22 protein-coding genes are annotated in these 17,830 nt (G+C 45.7%); 11 read left to right on the plus strand and 11 right to left on the minus strand.

From position 1 onward, the window contains the following. Positions 1 to 254: 254 nt before the first annotated feature. Together GCA01S_RS13485 and GCA01S_RS13490 are read left to right on the plus strand one after the other, a co-directional pair. Entirely contained in the window at positions 255 to 1,691 is a 1,437-nt protein-coding gene (locus tag GCA01S_RS13485) for an NADP-dependent isocitrate dehydrogenase (RefSeq protein ID WP_042410738.1), read from the plus strand. Between the two features lie 273 nt (positions 1,692 to 1,964). Next, the gene (locus GCA01S_RS13490; RefSeq protein WP_017436576.1) at positions 1,965 to 2,792 is read left to right on the plus strand and encodes a glycosyltransferase family 8 protein; all 828 of its coding nucleotides are present in this window, start codon (positions 1,965 to 1,967) and stop codon (positions 2,790 to 2,792) included. A gap of 29 nt (positions 2,793 to 2,821) precedes the next feature. On the opposite strand, the gene GCA01S_RS13495 is transcribed toward GCA01S_RS13490, so the two are convergent. From GCA01S_RS13495 to GCA01S_RS13505, 4 genes are all read right to left on the minus strand, one after another. Next, entirely contained in the window at positions 2,822 to 3,010 is a 189-nt protein-coding gene (locus GCA01S_RS13495; RefSeq protein ID WP_017436575.1) for a YfhD family protein, read from the minus strand. A gap of 89 nt (positions 3,011 to 3,099) precedes the next feature. Then, positions 3,100 to 3,228: a YfhE family protein gene (locus tag GCA01S_RS19490; RefSeq protein WP_017436574.1), complete on the minus strand. Its 129-nt coding sequence runs from the start codon at positions 3,226 to 3,228 to the stop codon at positions 3,100 to 3,102. Between the two features lie 102 nt (positions 3,229 to 3,330). After that, positions 3,331 to 3,882, minus strand: coding sequence for a GNAT family N-acetyltransferase (locus GCA01S_RS13500; protein WP_017436573.1), 552 nt, complete (start codon positions 3,880 to 3,882; stop codon positions 3,331 to 3,333). Between the two features lie 284 nt (positions 3,883 to 4,166). Next, positions 4,167 to 5,069, minus strand: coding sequence for a TIGR01777 family oxidoreductase (locus GCA01S_RS13505; RefSeq protein ID WP_042410740.1), 903 nt, complete (start codon positions 5,067 to 5,069; stop codon positions 4,167 to 4,169). 96 nt (positions 5,070 to 5,165) lie between these two features. Here GCA01S_RS13505 and recX point away from each other — a divergent pair, with 96 nt between their 5' ends. Continuing rightward, positions 5,166 to 5,981, plus strand: coding sequence for a recombination regulator RecX (gene recX, locus GCA01S_RS13510; protein ID WP_042410742.1), 816 nt, complete (start codon positions 5,166 to 5,168; stop codon positions 5,979 to 5,981). Here the strand turns inward: recX and GCA01S_RS13515 are convergent. Continuing rightward, positions 5,978 to 6,646 (minus strand): SDR family NAD(P)-dependent oxidoreductase, encoded by a 669-nt coding sequence (locus GCA01S_RS13515; RefSeq protein WP_042410743.1) that lies wholly within the window; start codon positions 6,644 to 6,646, stop codon positions 5,978 to 5,980. The genes recX and GCA01S_RS13515 overlap by 4 nt on opposite strands. A gap of 68 nt (positions 6,647 to 6,714) precedes the next feature. On the opposite strand from GCA01S_RS13515, the gene GCA01S_RS13520 reads away from it, so the two are divergent. Further along, positions 6,715 to 7,050, plus strand: a complete 336-nt coding sequence (locus GCA01S_RS13520) for a YfhH family protein (RefSeq protein WP_042410745.1) — start codon at positions 6,715 to 6,717, stop codon at positions 7,048 to 7,050. 42 nt (positions 7,051 to 7,092) lie between these two features. On the opposite strand, the gene GCA01S_RS19495 is transcribed toward GCA01S_RS13520, so the two are convergent. Further along, entirely contained in the window at positions 7,093 to 7,254 is a 162-nt protein-coding gene (locus tag GCA01S_RS19495; RefSeq protein ID WP_017436567.1) for a YpzG family protein, read from the minus strand. Between the two features lie 32 nt (positions 7,255 to 7,286). Continuing rightward, positions 7,287 to 7,448: a small, acid-soluble spore protein K gene (locus GCA01S_RS13525; protein WP_017436566.1), complete on the minus strand. Its 162-nt coding sequence runs from the start codon at positions 7,446 to 7,448 to the stop codon at positions 7,287 to 7,289. A 111-nt stretch (positions 7,449 to 7,559) separates the two neighbouring features. Between GCA01S_RS13525 and GCA01S_RS13530 the strand changes: the two genes are divergently transcribed. Then, entirely contained in the window at positions 7,560 to 7,835 is a 276-nt protein-coding gene (locus GCA01S_RS13530; RefSeq protein ID WP_017436565.1) for a YfhJ family protein, read from the plus strand. Positions 7,836 to 7,872: 37 nt separating this feature from the next. Here GCA01S_RS13530 and GCA01S_RS13535 read toward each other — a convergent pair whose 3' ends face one another. The 3 genes from GCA01S_RS13535 to fdhF form a co-directional block, all read right to left on the minus strand. Next, complete coding sequence (locus GCA01S_RS13535; RefSeq protein WP_017436564.1) at positions 7,873 to 8,853, minus strand: metal-dependent hydrolase; 981 nt, start codon at positions 8,851 to 8,853, stop codon at positions 7,873 to 7,875. 189 nt (positions 8,854 to 9,042) lie between these two features. After that, positions 9,043 to 9,534 carry a helical membrane plugin domain-containing protein gene (locus GCA01S_RS13540; protein ID WP_017436563.1) on the minus strand — a complete coding sequence of 164 codons (492 nt, stop codon included), beginning with the start codon at positions 9,532 to 9,534 and terminating at the stop codon, positions 9,043 to 9,045. Further along, positions 9,527 to 12,490 carry a formate dehydrogenase subunit alpha gene (fdhF, locus tag GCA01S_RS13545; protein WP_017436562.1) on the minus strand — a complete coding sequence of 988 codons (2,964 nt, stop codon included), beginning with the start codon at positions 12,488 to 12,490 and terminating at the stop codon, positions 9,527 to 9,529. The genes GCA01S_RS13540 and fdhF overlap by 8 nt, the downstream gene beginning before the upstream one ends. A 265-nt stretch (positions 12,491 to 12,755) precedes the next feature. Here fdhF and GCA01S_RS13550 point away from each other — a divergent pair, with 265 nt between their 5' ends. The 4 genes from GCA01S_RS13550 to mutY all read left to right on the plus strand — a co-directional run bounded on the left by GCA01S_RS13550 (position 12,756) and on the right by mutY (position 16,257). Next, on the plus strand, positions 12,756 to 13,103 hold the full coding sequence (locus GCA01S_RS13550; RefSeq protein WP_017436561.1) for a Na-translocating system protein MpsC family protein: 348 nt from the start codon (positions 12,756 to 12,758) through the stop codon (positions 13,101 to 13,103). 278 nt (positions 13,104 to 13,381) lie between these two features. Continuing rightward, a complete protein-coding gene (gene fdhD / locus GCA01S_RS13555; RefSeq protein WP_017436560.1) occupies positions 13,382 to 14,200 on the plus strand; it encodes a formate dehydrogenase accessory sulfurtransferase FdhD in 819 nt (272 codons plus the stop codon). A 27-nt stretch (positions 14,201 to 14,227) separates the two neighbouring features. Beyond that, positions 14,228 to 15,046, plus strand: coding sequence for a formate/nitrite transporter family protein (locus GCA01S_RS13560; protein ID WP_017436559.1), 819 nt, complete (start codon positions 14,228 to 14,230; stop codon positions 15,044 to 15,046). Between the two features lie 98 nt (positions 15,047 to 15,144). After that, entirely contained in the window at positions 15,145 to 16,257 is a 1,113-nt protein-coding gene (gene mutY / locus GCA01S_RS13565) for an A/G-specific adenine glycosylase (RefSeq protein WP_042410747.1), read from the plus strand. Here mutY and GCA01S_RS13570 read toward each other — a convergent pair. Further along, entirely contained in the window at positions 16,254 to 16,478 is a 225-nt protein-coding gene (locus GCA01S_RS13570; protein WP_042410748.1) for a hypothetical protein, read from the minus strand. The genes mutY and GCA01S_RS13570 overlap by 4 nt on opposite strands. 68 nt (positions 16,479 to 16,546) lie before the next feature. Between GCA01S_RS13570 and fabL the strand changes: the two genes are divergently transcribed. Together fabL and GCA01S_RS13580 are read left to right on the plus strand one after the other, a co-directional pair. Next, positions 16,547 to 17,296, plus strand: a complete 750-nt coding sequence (gene fabL, locus GCA01S_RS13575; protein ID WP_017436556.1) for an enoyl-[acyl-carrier-protein] reductase FabL — start codon at positions 16,547 to 16,549, stop codon at positions 17,294 to 17,296. A 58-nt stretch (positions 17,297 to 17,354) separates the two neighbouring features. Continuing rightward, complete coding sequence (locus GCA01S_RS13580; protein ID WP_017436555.1) at positions 17,355 to 17,540, plus strand: gamma-type small acid-soluble spore protein; 186 nt, start codon at positions 17,355 to 17,357, stop codon at positions 17,538 to 17,540. Positions 17,541 to 17,830: the final 290 nt, after the last annotated feature.

A 17,830-nucleotide genomic window follows, 5' to 3' on the forward strand; every position in this document is an offset into this window, starting at 1 on the left:
GGATAAATCACTACCCTTAATAGAAAAAATTAATATATAAGAAAAAATGAAATTTTTTGAGGAAATTTTAACAATACTTTGTTATTATCATAAAGGGGCGATTTTGACATAGAACGTTTTAGGATACAATACACGCATGAGAAAGGACAATAGGATGCAAACGGTTGCTTTTTTAGGCGAAGAGTGGTCTTCCGCTGCTTGCGCGGCAGCGGGTTGGCAATAGATCACACCATCATCGTCAAAGGAGGATTCAGATGAGCAAAACATCGATTACGGTTGCGTATGGAGATGGAATCGGTCCGGAAATTATGGACGCGACGCTAAAAATTTTAGACGCTGCCGGTGCGCAACTAGATATTGAAACGATTGAGATTGGGGAAAAAGTGTATCTCCGCGGCGGCACGACGGGATTGGAAGAGAGCGCGTGGGATTCGCTAAGAAGAACGAAAGTATTTTTAAAAGCGCCGATTACGACGCCGCAAGGAGGGGGCTATAAAAGTTTAAACGTCACGATTCGCAAGGCGCTCGGTCTTTATGCGAACGTCCGTCCGGCGGTGGCGTATTATCCGTTTGTCGAAACGAAACATCCAAATATGGATGTCGTCATTATTCGCGAAAATGAAGAAGACTTGTACGCTGGCATCGAGCATCGCCAAACGGAACAAGTATATCAATGCTTGAAGCTGATTACCCAGCCTGGTTCGGAAAAAGTGATCCGCTATGCGTTTGAATATGCGCGCAGCTACGGCCGTAAAAAAGTAACCTGTTTTGTGAAAGACAACATTATGAAACTGACAGACGGCATTTTCCACCGTATGTTTGACGAAATCGGCAAAGAGTATCCGGATATTGAAAAAGAAACATGGATTGTCGATATCGGCGCAGCAAAATTGGCCAATAGCCCGGAAGAATTTGATGTCATTGTTATGCCGAACTTATACGGCGATATTATGTCCGATATTGCGGCGCAGATTTCTGGTTCTGTTGGGCTTGGCGGTTCGGCGAATATCGGTGATCAATGTGCGATGTTTGAAGCTGTTCACGGATCGGCGCCGCCGCTTGCCGGAAAAAATCTTGCCAATCCATCGGGATTGCTTTTAGCAGCGGTGATGATGCTGCAGCATATCGGCCAGCCGGAAGTAGCTGCACGCGTGCATAACGCTTGGCTAAAAACGATTGAAGACGGCATTCACACGTTTGACATTTACCGCGAAGGAATCAGCAAACAGCAAGTAGGAACGAAAGAATTTGCCGAAGCGGTAATCGATCGTCTCGGCCAGCTTCCGGAAAAACTTCCGCCTGTTGCCTACAAAGAAGCGCCAAAGCTTCACGCGGTGCTGAAACAACGGCAAAAACAAAAGAAAGAATTATTTGGCGTTGACATTTTCCTTGACTGGGATAAAGGGACGGCAGAAGAGCTGGGCAAAGCGTTGGAGCAATTTAAAGCAGGCAATCTCAAGCTTCGCGTCATTACGAACCGTGGTGTGAAAGTATATCCAGGCGGACTTCCGGAAACGTTCTGCACGGACCATTGGCGCTGCCGTTTCCATGCAGAACCAGGCGAAACGATTGAACATCGGCAAATTGTTGAATTATACAACCAGCTTGTTGCGGCGGGATATGATTGCATTAAAACGGAAAACCTTTATTTATTTGACGGCGAACCGGGATTTGCAGCGGTTCACGGATGAAAAAACAGCAGCGGTGCGCTGCTGTTTTTTCATGGCCTGCTTTTTTATTTTCCATCCATAAGGGAATTGCCTCTTTGTCTGACAGCTGTGTTCATCCTATTGCACGATGCCTTGCTGGCAGGAAGCAAACAAACAAAATCACACGTTTTTTGCGTCAATAAAAATTTGCCGGAAGCCATGAAAAAGAAGAAACATCAAGCGATATTTATATATAATTGTAAGGAGGGAATGGTCTATTTTTTACTGATGATATGGACAAGGAAGTGATAGTTGATGTTTCATGTTCTTGTGACGCTAGACGCCAATTATCTTCCTCCGCTCAAAGTGCTGATGAATTCTTTGTTTCGCAATAACAACCGGCCATTTACGTTTTATTTATTGTATTCCCGCATCCCCGAGATAGAAATCGAATTATTAAAACAGTTTGTGGAGAGGCAAGGACATCAGCTCGCGCCGATTTTTGTAGATCCAGATTTGTTTGCCGATGCGCCTGTATTTCGTCATTACACGGCGGAGATGTACTATCGGCTTGCCGCTCATCAGTTTTTGCCGCCGCATTTAGACCGTGTTTTGTATCTTGACCCCGACATTGTCGCCATTAATCCAATCGACGAATTGTACGATATGGATTTTGAAGGAAATATGTTTATCGCCGCGGAGCATACCCACTCCACGAAAGTAGCGAATTTATTTAATAAGCTAAGGCTGAAAACGCCGAATGCAAAGGGATATTTTAATACTGGTGTGATGATGATGAACTTGCCGTTGATGAGAAAAGAGGTTCGTCTAGAAGATATTTATCAGTTTATCCGCGATAATCGCTTTAAGCTTGTGCTTCCTGACCAAGATGTTCTGAACGGCTTATATTGGGACAAAATTAAACCAGTTGATGGCTATCGTTATAATTATGATGCCCGCTATTATGATATGATTCAGCTGCTGCCAAATCCAAAACATGATTTGCACTGGATTCAGGAAAACACTGTATTTATTCATTATTGCGGAAAAGATAAGCCGTGGAAGGAAAATTATAAAGGGGAGCTCGGCCTGTTCTATAAACAGTATAGCGATGTTTTGCAGTTCGAAGAGGAGAAAACATAAAGGCAGCGTCAACCGCTGCCTTGCGAATGTTATTTTTTGCGCGCTTTGCTTTGGCGAATTCCTGCGGCTTGGGCACGCGCTTGTGCTTCAAGGTCTTCGTGATCAGCAAATTCGCGGGAGTATTCGACATCGAGTCCGTCGGATTTTAGCTGTTTCGGAACTTGCGGCAAAGTAGCTTTGTTTTTATCGCGTGTTTTTTGTCCGCGAGATCGGCCCATCGTCTATGCCTCCTAAGCCATAATGTGAATCGTACGATTCATTACTTAGGATGGCGGGCCTTATTGAAAAGTATAAATAACAATGTTTTCTAATGCTTTGCTTTTTTTGCCGTGTAGCCGCCTGCCTGGTCAGCCAGTTTAAAGTCGCGGGCATAACTCACTTCTTGTGCGCTTGTTAACGTGCTTTTTGTTTTTTCGCGTCTTCGTTTTTCCGTCATATTCTGCCCCTCACTTTTATAAAAATTTGTTTGTTTTTAGTTTGCCCGCCGCCCTGCTTTTTTATGCACGCGAATAAAAAAAGGCTGCCGTCGTCAGCCCCGTTACGCTTCTTTGCGTTGTTCCTCTTCGATTAAAGAAGGATGGCGAAGCGTATATAGCGTATAATTATCTTTTGTAATTTCGTATAGATTGTATATATCCGCTCCAATTTGTTCGAGCAGGCTTTTTCTTGTCTCGTTTGCCGGCGTGACGTACGGCAGTTTTTCCGCCGCTTTAATGGAGCGGGTGTTTATTTTGCGAATGCGCATAAATACCGTTTCGATGGAAAGTTCGTAAAATAGTTCATGGAAAAATGCTTCTTTCGCACGGCGATTGTACCCTTGCCCATGATACGGCTTTCCTAGCCATGTGCCTAAAAATCCGGTGTTATCTTGTATATCGAATAAGCTAATCGTGCCGATCGGATTGCCCCATTCGTCTAAAATGGTGCGAGAGATAAGTTCCCCGCGCTCTTCTGCTTCGATCACTTGTTTCGTCATAAACAAAAATTCTTCGTACGAGCTCGCTTTTTGGCGCACGAAAGGGAAGACCTCTGGGTGCACCATCAGCTCGTAAAGCACATGACAATCTTGCAGTTCACGTTTTTTTAGCAATACTTTTCCCTCCTTACCGAGGGCAGTTTACCTGTGGGCAAAACCACCCTCGAAATTTTTTAATATATATTCATCAAAAAATTTCGGGGTGGGAATCGAACCCACTAGAACCAGCGGGATCCGCTGGTGGCGCACCATTTGCCTTCCCCTTTGTCGCGTCGCTATATGATTATAGGTAATGAGTGGATGAAGTCTTCATCATCATACACGATGATAAAGAAAAAAGAAATAGGTCTTTTGTTAATTTTTTATGGATATTTTTTTAATTTTCGACAGCGAAATAGTTATGTGGCTAATAAATCGGCTAAACTTTTTTCCAGCGTAGGGAAGGAAAAGATAAACCCAGCTTCCATCAGTTTTTTCGGAATTACTTGCTGTCCTTCGGTCACAAGCATACTCATTTCACCAAGAAGGGCGCGCAGCATCGCATTTGGTACACGAAGCCAATGAGGACGGTGAAGTATACGGGCGACCGTTTCCCCGAACTGTTCCATGCGGACTGGAGATGGGGCGGTAATATTGATCGGTCCTGCGAGCTCCTCATGATCGATCATATAGGCGATGGCGCGAACAACATCGTCAATATGGATCCAAGAAAGCCATTGCTGTCCTGTGCCGATGGGACCGCCGATGTAAAAGCGATAAGGAAGAACCATTTTTGGAAGCGCGCCGCCGTTTTTGCCAAGAACGACACCCAATCGCGCCATTATGGTGCGGACGCCGATTGTTTCGGCCTGCTTGGCTGCTTGTTCCCACTTTATTGCTGTTTGGGCGAGAAAATCGCTGCCGGCAACAGGGCTTTCTTCGGTAAAAGAAGCGGTAAGAGAGGTTCCATAAATCCCGATTGCACTAGCGTTAATAAATGCTTTCGGAGGGATTGACAGCGATTTCATTAGTTCGATGATGGATGCCGTGGTCGATATGCGGCTATTAACGATACGCTCTTTCTGTGTTTTTGTCCATCTTTTGCGGTTAATGGGCTCGCCGGCTAAATTAATGACGACATCAAAGGCAGGAACATCCATGTTGGGGCGGGTATCAGGCGCCCATGCAAGATAGTGGATGGTTGCAGAGGAAGATGGTCTAGGGCGCCGGGTTAAGACATAAATCCGGTGTCCTTGCGCCGCAAAGTAATTAGTGAGCGCTTGCCCAATGAAGCCTGTGCCGCCGGCAATGGCGATATGCATCCGATTCCCTCCCTATGTTTTGGCATCATATAATTCATTCGTTTCTTATGTGCAACATTCCTTCTTATGATACGATAAAAGCGGAGGGAAAAACCGATGGGAATTATCACGAATATAGCCGTTCAGCCAAACAGCCACGAACGTTTTCGTGTCACGATGCAAAAAGAAAATGGAGAAATAGATGTTTTTACCGTTGATCAAGACGTGTTGCTTCAATTTCGCCTGAAAAAAGGAATGGAGATCGATGAGGATTCCTTACAAGAAATAATATATGCGGATCAAGTCAAAAAAACATATAATCAGGCTTTATATTTTTTATCGCACCGCATGCGGTCTGAACACGAGGTAATCCAGCACCTGAAGAAAAAAGGCGCACCCGAAGATGTGATTGCAGAAGTGCTGCATAAGTTGAGAGAAAACAAATATGTCGATGACCGCGAATTCGCTTTCGCCTATGTGCGCACGCAAAAGCAAACATCGGTGAAAGGCCCGTATGTAATCCGCAACGAGCTGGAAAAAATGGGGATCGCGGCGAAATGGATTGAACAAAGCCTGGCTATTTACTCCTTTACCGAACAAGTGGAAACGGCGCGCTCACTTTGCGAAAAAGCAAAAAAACAACGGGCGAAGCAGTCGTTGCGGCAATGGAAATATCAGGTCGCGCAGCTTTTATATCGAAAAGGATTTCCACAGGAAGTAATCGATCAGGTGCTGTCGTCAGAACGTGATGAAAAGGAGGAAAAGGAGTGGGAAGCTTTACAGTATCAAGGAAGAAAAGCGCATCGCCGCTATGAAAAATACGAAAGCCCGCTGTACGAGCAAAAAATGAAGCAGGCGCTGTACCGCAAAGGTTTCCCACTCGAGATGATCGAGCAGTTTTTAAGCCAATTAAAAAGCGAGCAGGAACGTTAAGATAAAATGATTTCCGTTTGACCGTCTTCGCAGGCAATAATTTGCTTTGCGATTTCCTTTGGCGGGCGCAGCCGCGAGCGGTCTTTTATATGGTCGCTTCCGTTCCAAAACGGTGTGTCCATGCCGCCCATATATACGGCGGTAACGGAAACATTGGTTCCTTCCAGTTCTTTCACTAAGCTTTCGCTAAAACCGCGAATCGCAAATTTGGTCGCCGCGTAAACGGCTTCGTTTACTTTGCCGCGCAAACCGGCGGTGGAAATAATATTTACAATTTTTGCCTTTGGCATGGCGAGAAGATGCGGCAAAAATGCTTTTGTCATATAAATGGTGCCGTTGACATTCGTTTGAATCATCTCGTCAATTTGCTGCCGGGAAAGGGAAGAAAGCGGACCAAAATAGCCGATGCCGGCGTTATTTACCAAATGCGTAACACGATGTTGCTTTACAATCTCATTTACCGTGTGGGTCACTTCTTCATAGCAGCGGATGTCAAGCGGATAGGCAAATGCTTTTCCGCCGCTATGTTCAATGTGCCAAACGACATCCATAAGCGGAGATAGCCGCCGGCCAATGGCAATAATCGTATGCCCTTGCTTGGCGTATTGCAGCGCCAATTCTTTTCCTAACCCAGTTCCAGCTCCGGTAATCGCAATAATGTCCATTATCTGTCTCTCCATTCTGTTCGATTGACGTTTTTATCATATAATACAATTCAAAGGAGGAACAAACAATGAGCACTCTTGGGGAACAAAAACGATATAGTGAAATGACAAAACAAGAACTTCAGCAAGAAATCGCCGCATTGACAGAAAAAGCACGCAAAGCAGAACGGATGGGGATGGTTAACGAATACGCCGTATATGAAAGAAAAATTGCCATGGCCAAAGCGTATTTGCTTGACCCGAACGATTTCCAGCCTGGCGAGATATATGAAATTGAAGGCGATCCGGGAGAGTATTTTAAAGTGCGTTATTTAAAAGGTGTGTTTGCTTGGGGCTATCGTCTAAAAGGAAATGGGGAAGAAGAGGCATTGCCGATTTCGCTGCTCTGCAAGCCGAATAGGTAAAAAAGAACCTAGAGAATGAAGGAATTCTCTAGGTTTCATCAGCTACGACTGTTTTCGCGTCTGGCGTTCCAGGATAATTAAATCGAGTGTCTGCTGCGTCTCCCCGTTTACTTGAGAGTGGGCATGTTTCGGGTTTGCCCATGGCTGCTGAAAAGGGTTGGAGTAGAAGTTATCATAAAACTTTTTGCGTGAATGGTGACCCATTGTCGAACACCCCTCAACATCAAGGAAGATTTTTAAAAATAATCTCCGCGTTCGCCAGAGGCGCGCATCCGTTCTTGCGGATGGGTGTTTATCGTGCCGTTTGCCCGTTTGGAAGCATATTCCGCTTTTGCTCGCGGTTCTCCCTCGAATTTGTTATTGTTTTGGTTTGGGAAATTGTGCTTTTTATTCCGCATTGCACATTTCCTCCTTTTTTCTTGCTCGTGTTGATGGCCAACACGTATTCTTATTATGATGCAACTTGGCCGGCTTATGTATGCAAATTGTTGGGACAAGAGGTGAAAAAAATGACGATGCACGAATATTTTGAACGGCTAACGAATTATTTGCTTGAGAAAAACCCGTCCCTTGCTTATGCCCAAGCGCGAACATGGGTCGAATTGCTTTGGGAAGATTTCGAAACGACATACGCCCGCGCCGGACACGAGTACAGAGGAAAGGAGCTGACCGAAAAAGTCGTTCGGCAATGGATCGACCGCTACGGTGCAACGCTGCATGAGTTCCAAACAAACAACCCAAAATACAAACATTTACTAAATCGCAATGATTACCCAAAGCATTAAAAATAGGCGGGTGCTTTTAAGCGTCCGCCGGTTTTGTTTAGTTTGGCGCAAGATCCAGTTTTTTCCGCAGCTTTCCTTCGCTAAACACCCATCCTGTGTAGGAACTGATAACATTTAAATTGCGATCCAATTGTGCTACGGCCACAAATGGGTAGTGGCCTTTGCTTCGGTAGCGTAAATCGGTAAGGCGCACTTCATAATAATCATCATATTCATGAAGCTCCCAGCGATAAACAGGGGAAAAAGATAAAAAGGCGGCAACGTTTTCATCCCGCTTGGCCGCTTCGATGACGGGATCGTCGGGAAGAGGGCATTTTTCAAATTGATCCAATATATAGATGCGCCCGTTTTTTGCCCGTCCGACATAAAAGTAATCTTTTGCCGTAATTGCTAAATGCCACTCTCGGAAGCGGAACGTCGGAACGGTAATAATCTGTTCGACATCGTTAATTTCGGCGCGGACGGCTTTTTTAATCGCTGCCTGCTGGCGGAATCGTATCATATAATAAACGGCGATGACACCGTAAATCGCTAAAAACGTATAACCAGGATGAACGTCAAGAAACAAAAGGCCGACCCCGATGAGATGCAGGGCAAAAATGATTGGGTCGAATGTATTAATCACGCCGAGCGCAATCCACTTTTTTGTAAACGGACGCAGCGCCTGGGTGCCATAAGCGTTGAAAATGTCGACAAACACGTGAAACACGACAGCAATGAACGTCCATAGCCATAGGTGAAATAAGTTGACCGCTGGATAAAGAAAAGCGATAATCGCGGTAATCAGGAGCGGCCATAACGATACGGCAGGGATAGAATGAGTAATGCCGCGATGGTTACGAATATATTTGGCATTGTTGCGCAATTTCAGCACGGTATCGATATCCGGTGCTTGGGAGCCGGCTAATGTTCCAATCAGTACAGCGTGAGACAAAAAAGGATCATGTGCGACAGCGGGGTCTAATGTGGCAATGCTGCCTAGCGCTACCCCCATCAAAATGTGCGTACCTGTATCCAAACGAAGTAAGCCTCCTTTGTTAGTCTCGTTCATTAGTATACCCAGTTCGTTTCCGATCATTGGACAAGTGAGCGTATGAAAAGCAAATGATGTATTGCCAGTGTAACATATTTCGTATTCATTAGCGAGGGATGGAAATACTAAAGCCATCTTTCCTGTCCAGGAAAGATGGCTGAAATAGGCGAATGTTTAGCTTTTGTCGTCATGCAGACGTTTTCCAATTTCTTTTAAAGAGGAAAGAATAAAGCGGATGGCGCGGTTAATGTCAGGATCATTTATTGCTTTTAGCAGATCAAAAATGCCGATTTTTTTACCGGTTTCTTTTGTTTGTTTATAGGCTTCGGCAAAGCCGGAAGCGGTGCTTTCCAATAATTTAGAGGTTAATTGCGGATCGAGATTGGCGAACAGCTGCGCAATCCCGATCACATGGTTAATCATTGTTGTCACTGGCTTGCGATTCGCTTGCCCAATGACGATTTTCGCGATGTCTTCCCTTGCTTTCAGCATCGCGTTGGCGGCTTCGAGGAGGCCGCTTTTGTGCAGTTCCTCTACGATGGAAAGCAGTTCGTGAACCGCTTTTTCCTTTTCCGTCAGAGAAGCTTTAAGCTCCTCGATCGTTTTCTCCCGCTTTTCTTCCTCCGTCACCATTTGTTTTTGAATCGTTGTAATTGGTTTAGCCACGCGGCTCTGCCTCCTTCCATTCGTCTGTTAGAGGAACGTAGTCAGGACGCTGCCATTTTCGCTCGACTTCGACGCCTCTTCTCGGATTCCGCTTTTTAAAGCGCGGGTTTGTACGTGGAAGCGGTGGCGTTCCATCGACTTCTAACACTTGCATCCGTACTTTTGTTTGCTTGTATGCCGGCGTATTTGTGCGATGGTCAGTAGCAGGACCGGTAAGGATGTTAATGGCACTTTCGTTTGTTGCCGAGTGCATTGGTAAGAATAACTCTTTTCCTTTGACGCGATCCGTGACCAGCACGCGCACTTTTACTTGGCCAAACGGTGATTCTAAACGAACGAGCGAACCGTCTTTGATGCCGCGTTCTTTTGCCAATTCCGGCGATACCTCGACGAACACTTCCGGGAATTTTTTCTGAATGCCTTGCGATTTGTATGTTAAGTTTCCTTCATGGAAATGTTCGAGCAATCGCCCGTTATTGACAAGCAAATCGTATTCTTCCGGATACTCTACTGGCTGTACCCAATCGGCAAGCGCAAAGCGTGCTTTTCCGTCTGGGAAGTTAAAGCGTTCTTTATAAAGAATTGGCGTATGCGCACCGTCATAGCTACCCCAGCAGAGGCTGTTCCATCCTTCCAAGTTTTCGTATTGCGCCTGCGAGAATAGCGGTGCGAGGCTTGCAATTTCATCCATGATTTCTTTCGGACCAGAGTAGTTCCAATCAGCGCCCATCCGTTTCGCGATTTCTTGAATGATCCACCAGTCTGGTTTGGAATCGCCGAGCGGTTCAAGCGCTTGGTAGAAACGTTGAATGCGCCGTTCCGTATTGGTAAATGTTCCTTCTTTTTCTAAGCTTGGCGCTGCTGGTAAAACAACGTCAGCAAATTGCGCTGTTTTCGATAAGAAAATGTCCTGTACCACCACGAAATCTAGCTCTGAAAGCACTTTTTGGACATGATTGGCGTTGCAGTCAACAAACGCCATATCTTCACCGACGATATACATTGCTTTTAATTTTCCTTGTTCCGCAGCTTCAAGCATTTGAATATTATCAAGTCCTGGTTTTCCATCAATGCGGACACCGTATGCTTTTTCAAATTTTGCCCGCGCAACGTCATCCGTAATATGTTGATATCCTGGAAGCCAGCCAGGCAGAGAGCCCATATCGCAAGCGCCTTGCACGTTGTTATGACCGCGCAGCGGGAACGCTCCAGCGCCTGGGCGTCCGTAGTTACCTGTTGCGAGCAATAAGTTCGAGATGGCCGCGGACGTATCGCTTCCTCCAGTGTTTTGTGTAACGCCCATTCCCCAGAGGACGCACGTGCCATCCGCCTCATGGATCATTTCAGCGATGCGAATTAAGTCTTCTTTCGCAACGCCTGTTACTTCTTCCGCGTAATCGAGCGTATATTTTTCGAGCACTTCTTTGAATTCATCGAAGAAATGAACGCGTTCACGAATGAATTTTTCATCATGCCAGCCTTGGTCGATGATATATTTCGTGACGGCCATCAACCATACTTGGTCAGTGCCTTGTTTTGGTCGGATAAATAGATCGGCGCGTTCCGCCATTTCATTTTTGCGCAAGTCGGCGACAATTAATTTTTGGCCGAATAGCTTATGTGCGCGTTTGACGCGAGTCGCCAAAACAGGGTGTCCTTCTGCCGGGTTAGCGCCGATAATAATCACTAATCCTGCGGATGCGATATCTTGAATCGTTCCGGAATCGCCGCCCATTCCTACCGTGCGGAACAGGCCGTCCGTTGCTGGCGATTGACAATAGCGCGAACAGTTATCGACATTGTTCGTTTCAAACACTTGTCGAGCCAATTTTTGCATTAAATAGTTTTCTTCATTAGATATTTTCGACGACGAAATAAAGCCGATGGCGTTGCCGCCGTATTTTTGCTTGATTTCGCCAAGTTTTTCCGCAACGAGCGAAAGCGCTTCTTCCCATGTGGATTCTACGAACGCATCGCCTTTACGAATGAGCGGTTTGGTTAGGCGCTCTTCGCTGTTGACGAAATCCCAGCCAAATTTCCCTTTTACACATGTGGAAATCGCGTTGACCGGCGCTTCGGAGACAGGCTGGATTTTTAAAATTTTCCGTCCCTTCGTCCATACTTCAAATGAACAGCCGACACCGCAGAACGTACAAACCGTTTTCGTCTTTTTGATGCGCTGTTCCCGCATCGCCGCTTCGATTTCAGAAATGGCAAAAATACTGCTGTAGCCAGGTTCGACTTCTTTTACAAAATCGATCATCGGATTTAAAAGTTCTTTATCTAAACCGGTCATAAAACCGGCCTCGCCTAACATCGATTTTTCCATTAATGCATTGCATGGACAAACGGTAACGCATTGTCCGCAGCTAACACAGGAAGATTCATTAATTGGAACACCGTTATCCCAAATGACACGAGGACGTTCCGCTTCCCAGTCGATCGATAATGTTTCGTTCACTTGTAAGTTTTGACATACTTCCACGCATTGCCCACAGGCGATGCATTGGTTTGGATCATAGCGATAGAACGGATGGGACATGTCGACTTCCGATGGGTCTACTTTTGGGCGATATGGATACGATTGATGCTCAATTCCCATCAGTTCCGCCGTATTGTGCAATTTGCAGTTTCCGTTATTGTTATCACAGACCGTACAATATAATAGGTGGTTTTCTAAAATACGGTCCATCGCTTCTTTTTGCGCTGCTTTCGCCCGCGGCGAAGAGAGCTCGACGTTCATGCCATCTTTTACAGGAGTGGAACAGGCGCGCACTAATTTTCCGTCTACTTCAACAATACATGTGTCACATGTTTGAATGGCTCCCAGTTCAGGAGTATAGCAAACTTGCGGATGGGGAATGTTGTTTTCATTAATGACCTGTAAAATGGTCATTCCTTGTTTGGCGTTGTAATCGCTTCCGTTGATCGTAATCGTGACCCAAGGTTCGCTCATGCGTGATACCTCCTCCTAAAATAAAAACTCCACCATGAATGAAAGCTGTGCTCAGTCATGGTGGAGTAGTTTTTTAGCATAATGATACTAAAAGAACCAATCCGCATCCTAAAAATAGACTAGTAGAAAAATAACAAGGACATCCTTATTATTTTTCCACTATGTATATGTTGTTTTATTATAATTATAGTACTATATAGTTCATAAAACAACCGCTGGCCTCTGTTTTTTGCAAATGAATCAGAGCTGGAAAGGGGGCTTTCCTATGTCGAAAAAAGAAGCAGCATTTAATGATTTGGTGCGAAAAGTTCGCAAACAGCTGTTTGGAAAAGGGCCGGAACGGATTAAAACTTATTTTGTTGATAATCTCGCTGTCACGATATTGCAAGGAAATTTAACGCCGACAGAAAAATTTATTGCCCGGTCGCCGGAAGGAAAAGAGATGGTGCATACCGCCCGCACGCGGATGATTCAGGAGGTATATGCGCAAAAAGTCCCGGAAGGTCTCGAGGAGCTGGCCGGATCGAAGCTGTTATATTTGTTCAATGATATTAAAGTCGAAGAAGATATTGCCGTTTCTGTGTTTGTATTTGAAAAACCGATTAGGCAATAACATATAACGATTTCTGTATTGTTTTTTAATGCGCTTTCATGTTATGCTAAAAGTAGATTAACATGATGAATACGGTAGGAAGCTTGGCTATACAATGGCGAAAGGGCTATTGGTAGTTAAGTTTCCGTTTGTAGTGTGATGAGAGCGTTGGTTTTATCACAGAAATGCTGTGTGGAAACTACCGCCACTTTTCTATGGATAGAGAAGGATGCATATGCCTTCGTCATAGAAAAGATGGCGGTTTTCTTTTTGCGAAATTAGGAACGAGGGGGGATTGGATGGAAAGCTTTGTTATGCGGCGGCAAAACATTATCAAGTATCGTGGCAATCATTTTGAAGAAGTCGATGATGAAATTGCCGTGGAATTTCCGCTTACGATTGTCGTTGACGGACAAGAGTTTGCGACGATGGTCTGCACCCCGACGCATTTAGAGGAATTAGTGATTGGTTTTTTAGCTTCAGAAGGGATTATTCGCTCCAGCAAGGAAATAAAAGCGATAGCTGTGGATGAACATCGCGGGTTTGCTTACGTGGAGCTGGTCACGAAACAGTCGATTCAAAAAGAGTTTTACGCTAAGCGTTTTATTGGTTCCTGCTGCGGAAAAAGCCGACAATTTTACTTTTATAATGACATGAAGACGGCAAAGACGATTGTTCACAGCACGAACATCCGGGTAGAGCAATGCATCCGCCTGATGCAGCTATTGCAGGAGCAATCAACGGATTTCCAGGCAACCGGCGGCATTCATAATGCGGCACTTTGTACGCCAAACGAATTAGTCATTGTTCGCTCGGATATCGGCAGACATAATGCGCTCGATAAAATTTATGGATATTGCCTGCAGCAAGGGTTGCCATTGTCAGATAAAGTGATCGCTTTTAGCGGCAGAGTATCATCCGAAGTGTTGTTAAAGGTTTCTAAAATGGGAATCGGCATGATTTTGTCGAAATCGGCACCGACGACGTTAGCGCTTGAACTGGCAAATGATTTAGGCATTACGGTGGTAGGATTTCTTCGCGGCCATACGTTTAATGTATACACCCATCCGAATAAAATAGCGGGGTTAGAAGAAAAAACATTGCAATTTGATAACTAATCATGGAACTAAGTGGGGGATCAAACAATGGCTTACCGCAATCCGTCACAAATTGCGCAACTCGCCATTGAAGCGGGAACGCGGAAAGCGAATTTACCGTTATTATCACAAATCGTTCTTGGTTTTTTGGCAGGAGCGTTTATTGCGCTTGGATTTTTATTGGACATTCGCGTAATTGGCAACGTTCCGCCGCAATGGGGGAGCTTTGCCAATTTTTTAGGGGCGGCGGTGTTTCCGTTAGGGCTTGTGCTGGTGATTATTGCAGGCGGCGAGCTGCTGACGGGGAATATGATGTCAATGACTTTGGCGGCGTTAGCAAAAACGATTACGTTGGGGAAGCTAATCAAAGGCTGGTTTTGGGTTACTGTAAGCAATTTCCTTGGCGCGGTCTTTGTCGCCTATTTGTTTGGCCATGTCGTCGGTTTAACGGCGGAAGGTCCGTTTTTAGCCAAGACGGTTGCCATTGCCGATGCGAAGCTTCACGATACATTTATACAGGCGTTTATTTCAGGGATTGGCTGCAACTGGCTGGTGACGTTGGCGGTTTGGCTGTCATACGGCGCGGAAGATATCGGCGGCAAAATACTTGCGATTTGGTTTCCGGTCATGGCGTTTGTCGCCATCGGCTTTCAGCACGTCGTCGCCAATATGTTCGTTATTCCTGCAGCGATTTTTGAAGGCCATGCGGCATGGGCAGACTGGTTCCGAAATTTCGTTCCTGTCTTCCTTGGCAACGCCGTTGGCGGAAGCATCTTTGTCGCGTTATTATACTGGTTTGTGTATGTGAAGGACCATGCGAAACAAAACGTTGCTCATGTGAAAGTAGTCAAAAAAGAAGCAAGATAATAACAGTGAAACACCTGATGCTGCGAAAGGCACAATCAGGTGTTTTTTGTTATAATAAACATGCAAAACGGACATAAGGGCATCATGGAGGAAATAAGGTGAAAGAACAAACATTGCTTGGCGGATTTGCCATCAAACAGTTTCAGCAAGATTTAATCGGCTGGTTTGAAAAAGAACAGCGCGACCTGCCGTGGCGCAAAGATAACGACCCGTATAAAGTATGGGTGTCGGAAGTGATGCTTCAGCAAACAAAAGTGGATACGGTCATTCCGTATTTTCAAAAGTTTATCGAGCAGTTTCCGACGCTTGAAGCGCTTGCGGAAGCGGATGAAGAAGAAGTGATGAAAGCGTGGGAAGGGCTCGGCTATTACTCGCGCGTCCGCAATTTGCATGCGGCGGTAAAAGAAGTGAAAGAGCAATACGGCGGAAAAATTCCTGCTAACCGCGAACAATTTGCGAAATTAAAAGGGGTCGGACCGTATACGGCCGGTGCGGTGCTAAGCATCGCCTACGGCATTCCTGAACCGGCGGTCGACGGCAATGTGATGCGGGTATTATCACGGATTTTTCTTGTCTGGGAAGATATTGCCAAAACAGGAACGAGAAAGCTGTTTGAAGCGATTGTCCGGCAAATTATTTCACGCGAAAACCCTTCGTATTTTAACCAGGCGTTGATGGAGTTAGGGGCGCTTATTTGCACACCGCGCAATCCCGCCTGCCTGCTCTGCCCGGTGCAGGCGCATTGCCGCGCGTTTGCCGAAGGAGTGCAGACAGAGCTGCCGGTCAAAACCAAAAAAACGAACGTGAAACAAGTGCCGATCATCGCTGCGGTGTTGAAGGACGAAAATGGAAAGGTATTGATCCATAAGCGCGGCAGTGAAGGCCTGCTCGCGAACTTATGGGAATTTCCAAACTGTGAAGCGGCGGACGGACAAGCGAGTCCAGAAGAGCGTCTGGAAGCATTTTTAAAGGAACAATATGGGGTCCAGGCACAGCTTGGCCAACCGTTCCTTGCACTAGAGCATGCATTTTCCCACTTGATTTGGGATATTACGGTTTATGACGGAAAAATAGCCGGCAAATTTACTGAAACGGAACAGCTGAAGCTGGTGGGTGAGAAGGAGATCGAATCGTACGCGTTTCCCGTTTCCCATCAGCGCATTTGGGAAGAGTATAAACAGAAAACAGGCGGATTGTTCCACCCGTTTTAGTCATACGTCTGTCTCGTGCCTTGTGTATACGTGGCTTCGCTGTTTCTTAGCCCGCCGCGCGCCTCGATTTCTTCGATGATTTCACGATGGATCGTCTGGCCTTCCGCGTTTAAATATGGAGCGATTTGCTGAAAGGAATGATGGAAATAAGCGAGTTCGCTGTCCGTCCATTCCGATTTTGGAATCATGGACAGCTCTGTCATATCACGACCAACGTACATGATAAAAGCCCCCTTTTTTTCTAGTTTTAAAAAGTACTTATTCATTTATGCATAAAGGAGAGAAAAATATGAGCGAAAAAGTGGCGGTAGTTACAGGAAGCAGCCGTGGAATCGGCAAAGCGATTGCCCTTCGTCTTGCAAAAGAAGGATATGATATTGTTGTAAACTATGCGCGCAGTAAAGAAGCAGCGTTACAAACGGCACAGGAAATCGAAGCGTTAGGACGAAAAGCGCTTGTCGTGAAAGCAAATGTGGGCAAAGTCGAAAAAATTCAAGAGATGTTCGCGCAAGTGGATGAAGTATTTGGACGTGTGGATGTTCTTATTAATAACGCCGCCTCAGGCGTGCTGCGGCCGGCGATGGAACTTGAGGAGTCGCATTGGAATTGGACAATGGACATTAACAGCAAAGCGCTTTTATTTTGCGCCCAAGAGGCAGCAAAACGAATGGAAAAAGTCGGCGGCGGCAAAATCGTCAGCATCAGTTCATTGGGGGCAATCCGCTATCTGGAAAATTATACGGCTGTCGGTGTTTCGAAGGCGGCGGTTGAATCACTGACGCGCTATTTAGCGGTCGAATTAGCACCGAAAAATATTTCTGTCAATGCTGTATCAGGCGGTGCAGTCGACACAGATGCGTTGAAACATTTTCCAAACCGTGAAGAGTTGTTGTCTGACGCTATCGCAAAAACACCTGCCGGTCGCATGGTAAAACCAGAAGATATTGTTAATGCAGTAATGTTTTTGCTGTCCGATGATGCAGAAATGATCCGCGGTCAAACGATCATCGTGGATGGTGGAAGATCTTTACTTTTGTAGTTTGAATGGATAAAACCATCGCCTCCTGGGCACAGTAAGTCACGTGGAGGTGATAACAGTGGCAAAACAACAACCAAACAAAACAGCTGCAGGCACTAACATCCAAGAAGTAAGACAACAAAACGCACAATCTGCACAAGCAGGCCAATTCGGCACTGAATTTGCTGCAGAAACTAATGTGCAACAAGTACAACAACAAAACGCGCAAGCGGAAGCTCGCAAAGCGCAAAACTCCAGCAAGTAACATAGAAAAGCGGAGGCGAGCCGTTTAACCGCGACGGGCAAATGTTCTTCGCACGCAAGGGTGCTTGTCACCCCGAGGGAGAAGGTTATTTGACCCCGAGCGGTTTGCGAGCCGAGCTAGACAGTTAAAAAAGCGGAAGCGGCGAGAATAGCTCTCGAAGCGAAATGTTCTTCGCCCGCTGAAGTGCTTGCACTTCAAGGGAGAAGGTTATTTTGCGCAAGAGAGCTAGCCGCTGAAGTTAGGCAAAGAAAAGCGGAGGCGGCGCGAGCCTCTGCTTATTTCATGTTGCC

The sequence above is a fragment of the Parageobacillus caldoxylosilyticus NBRC 107762 genome (assembly GCF_000632715.1).
GTDB lineage: Bacteria > Bacillota > Bacilli > Bacillales > Anoxybacillaceae > Saccharococcus > Saccharococcus caldoxylosilyticus.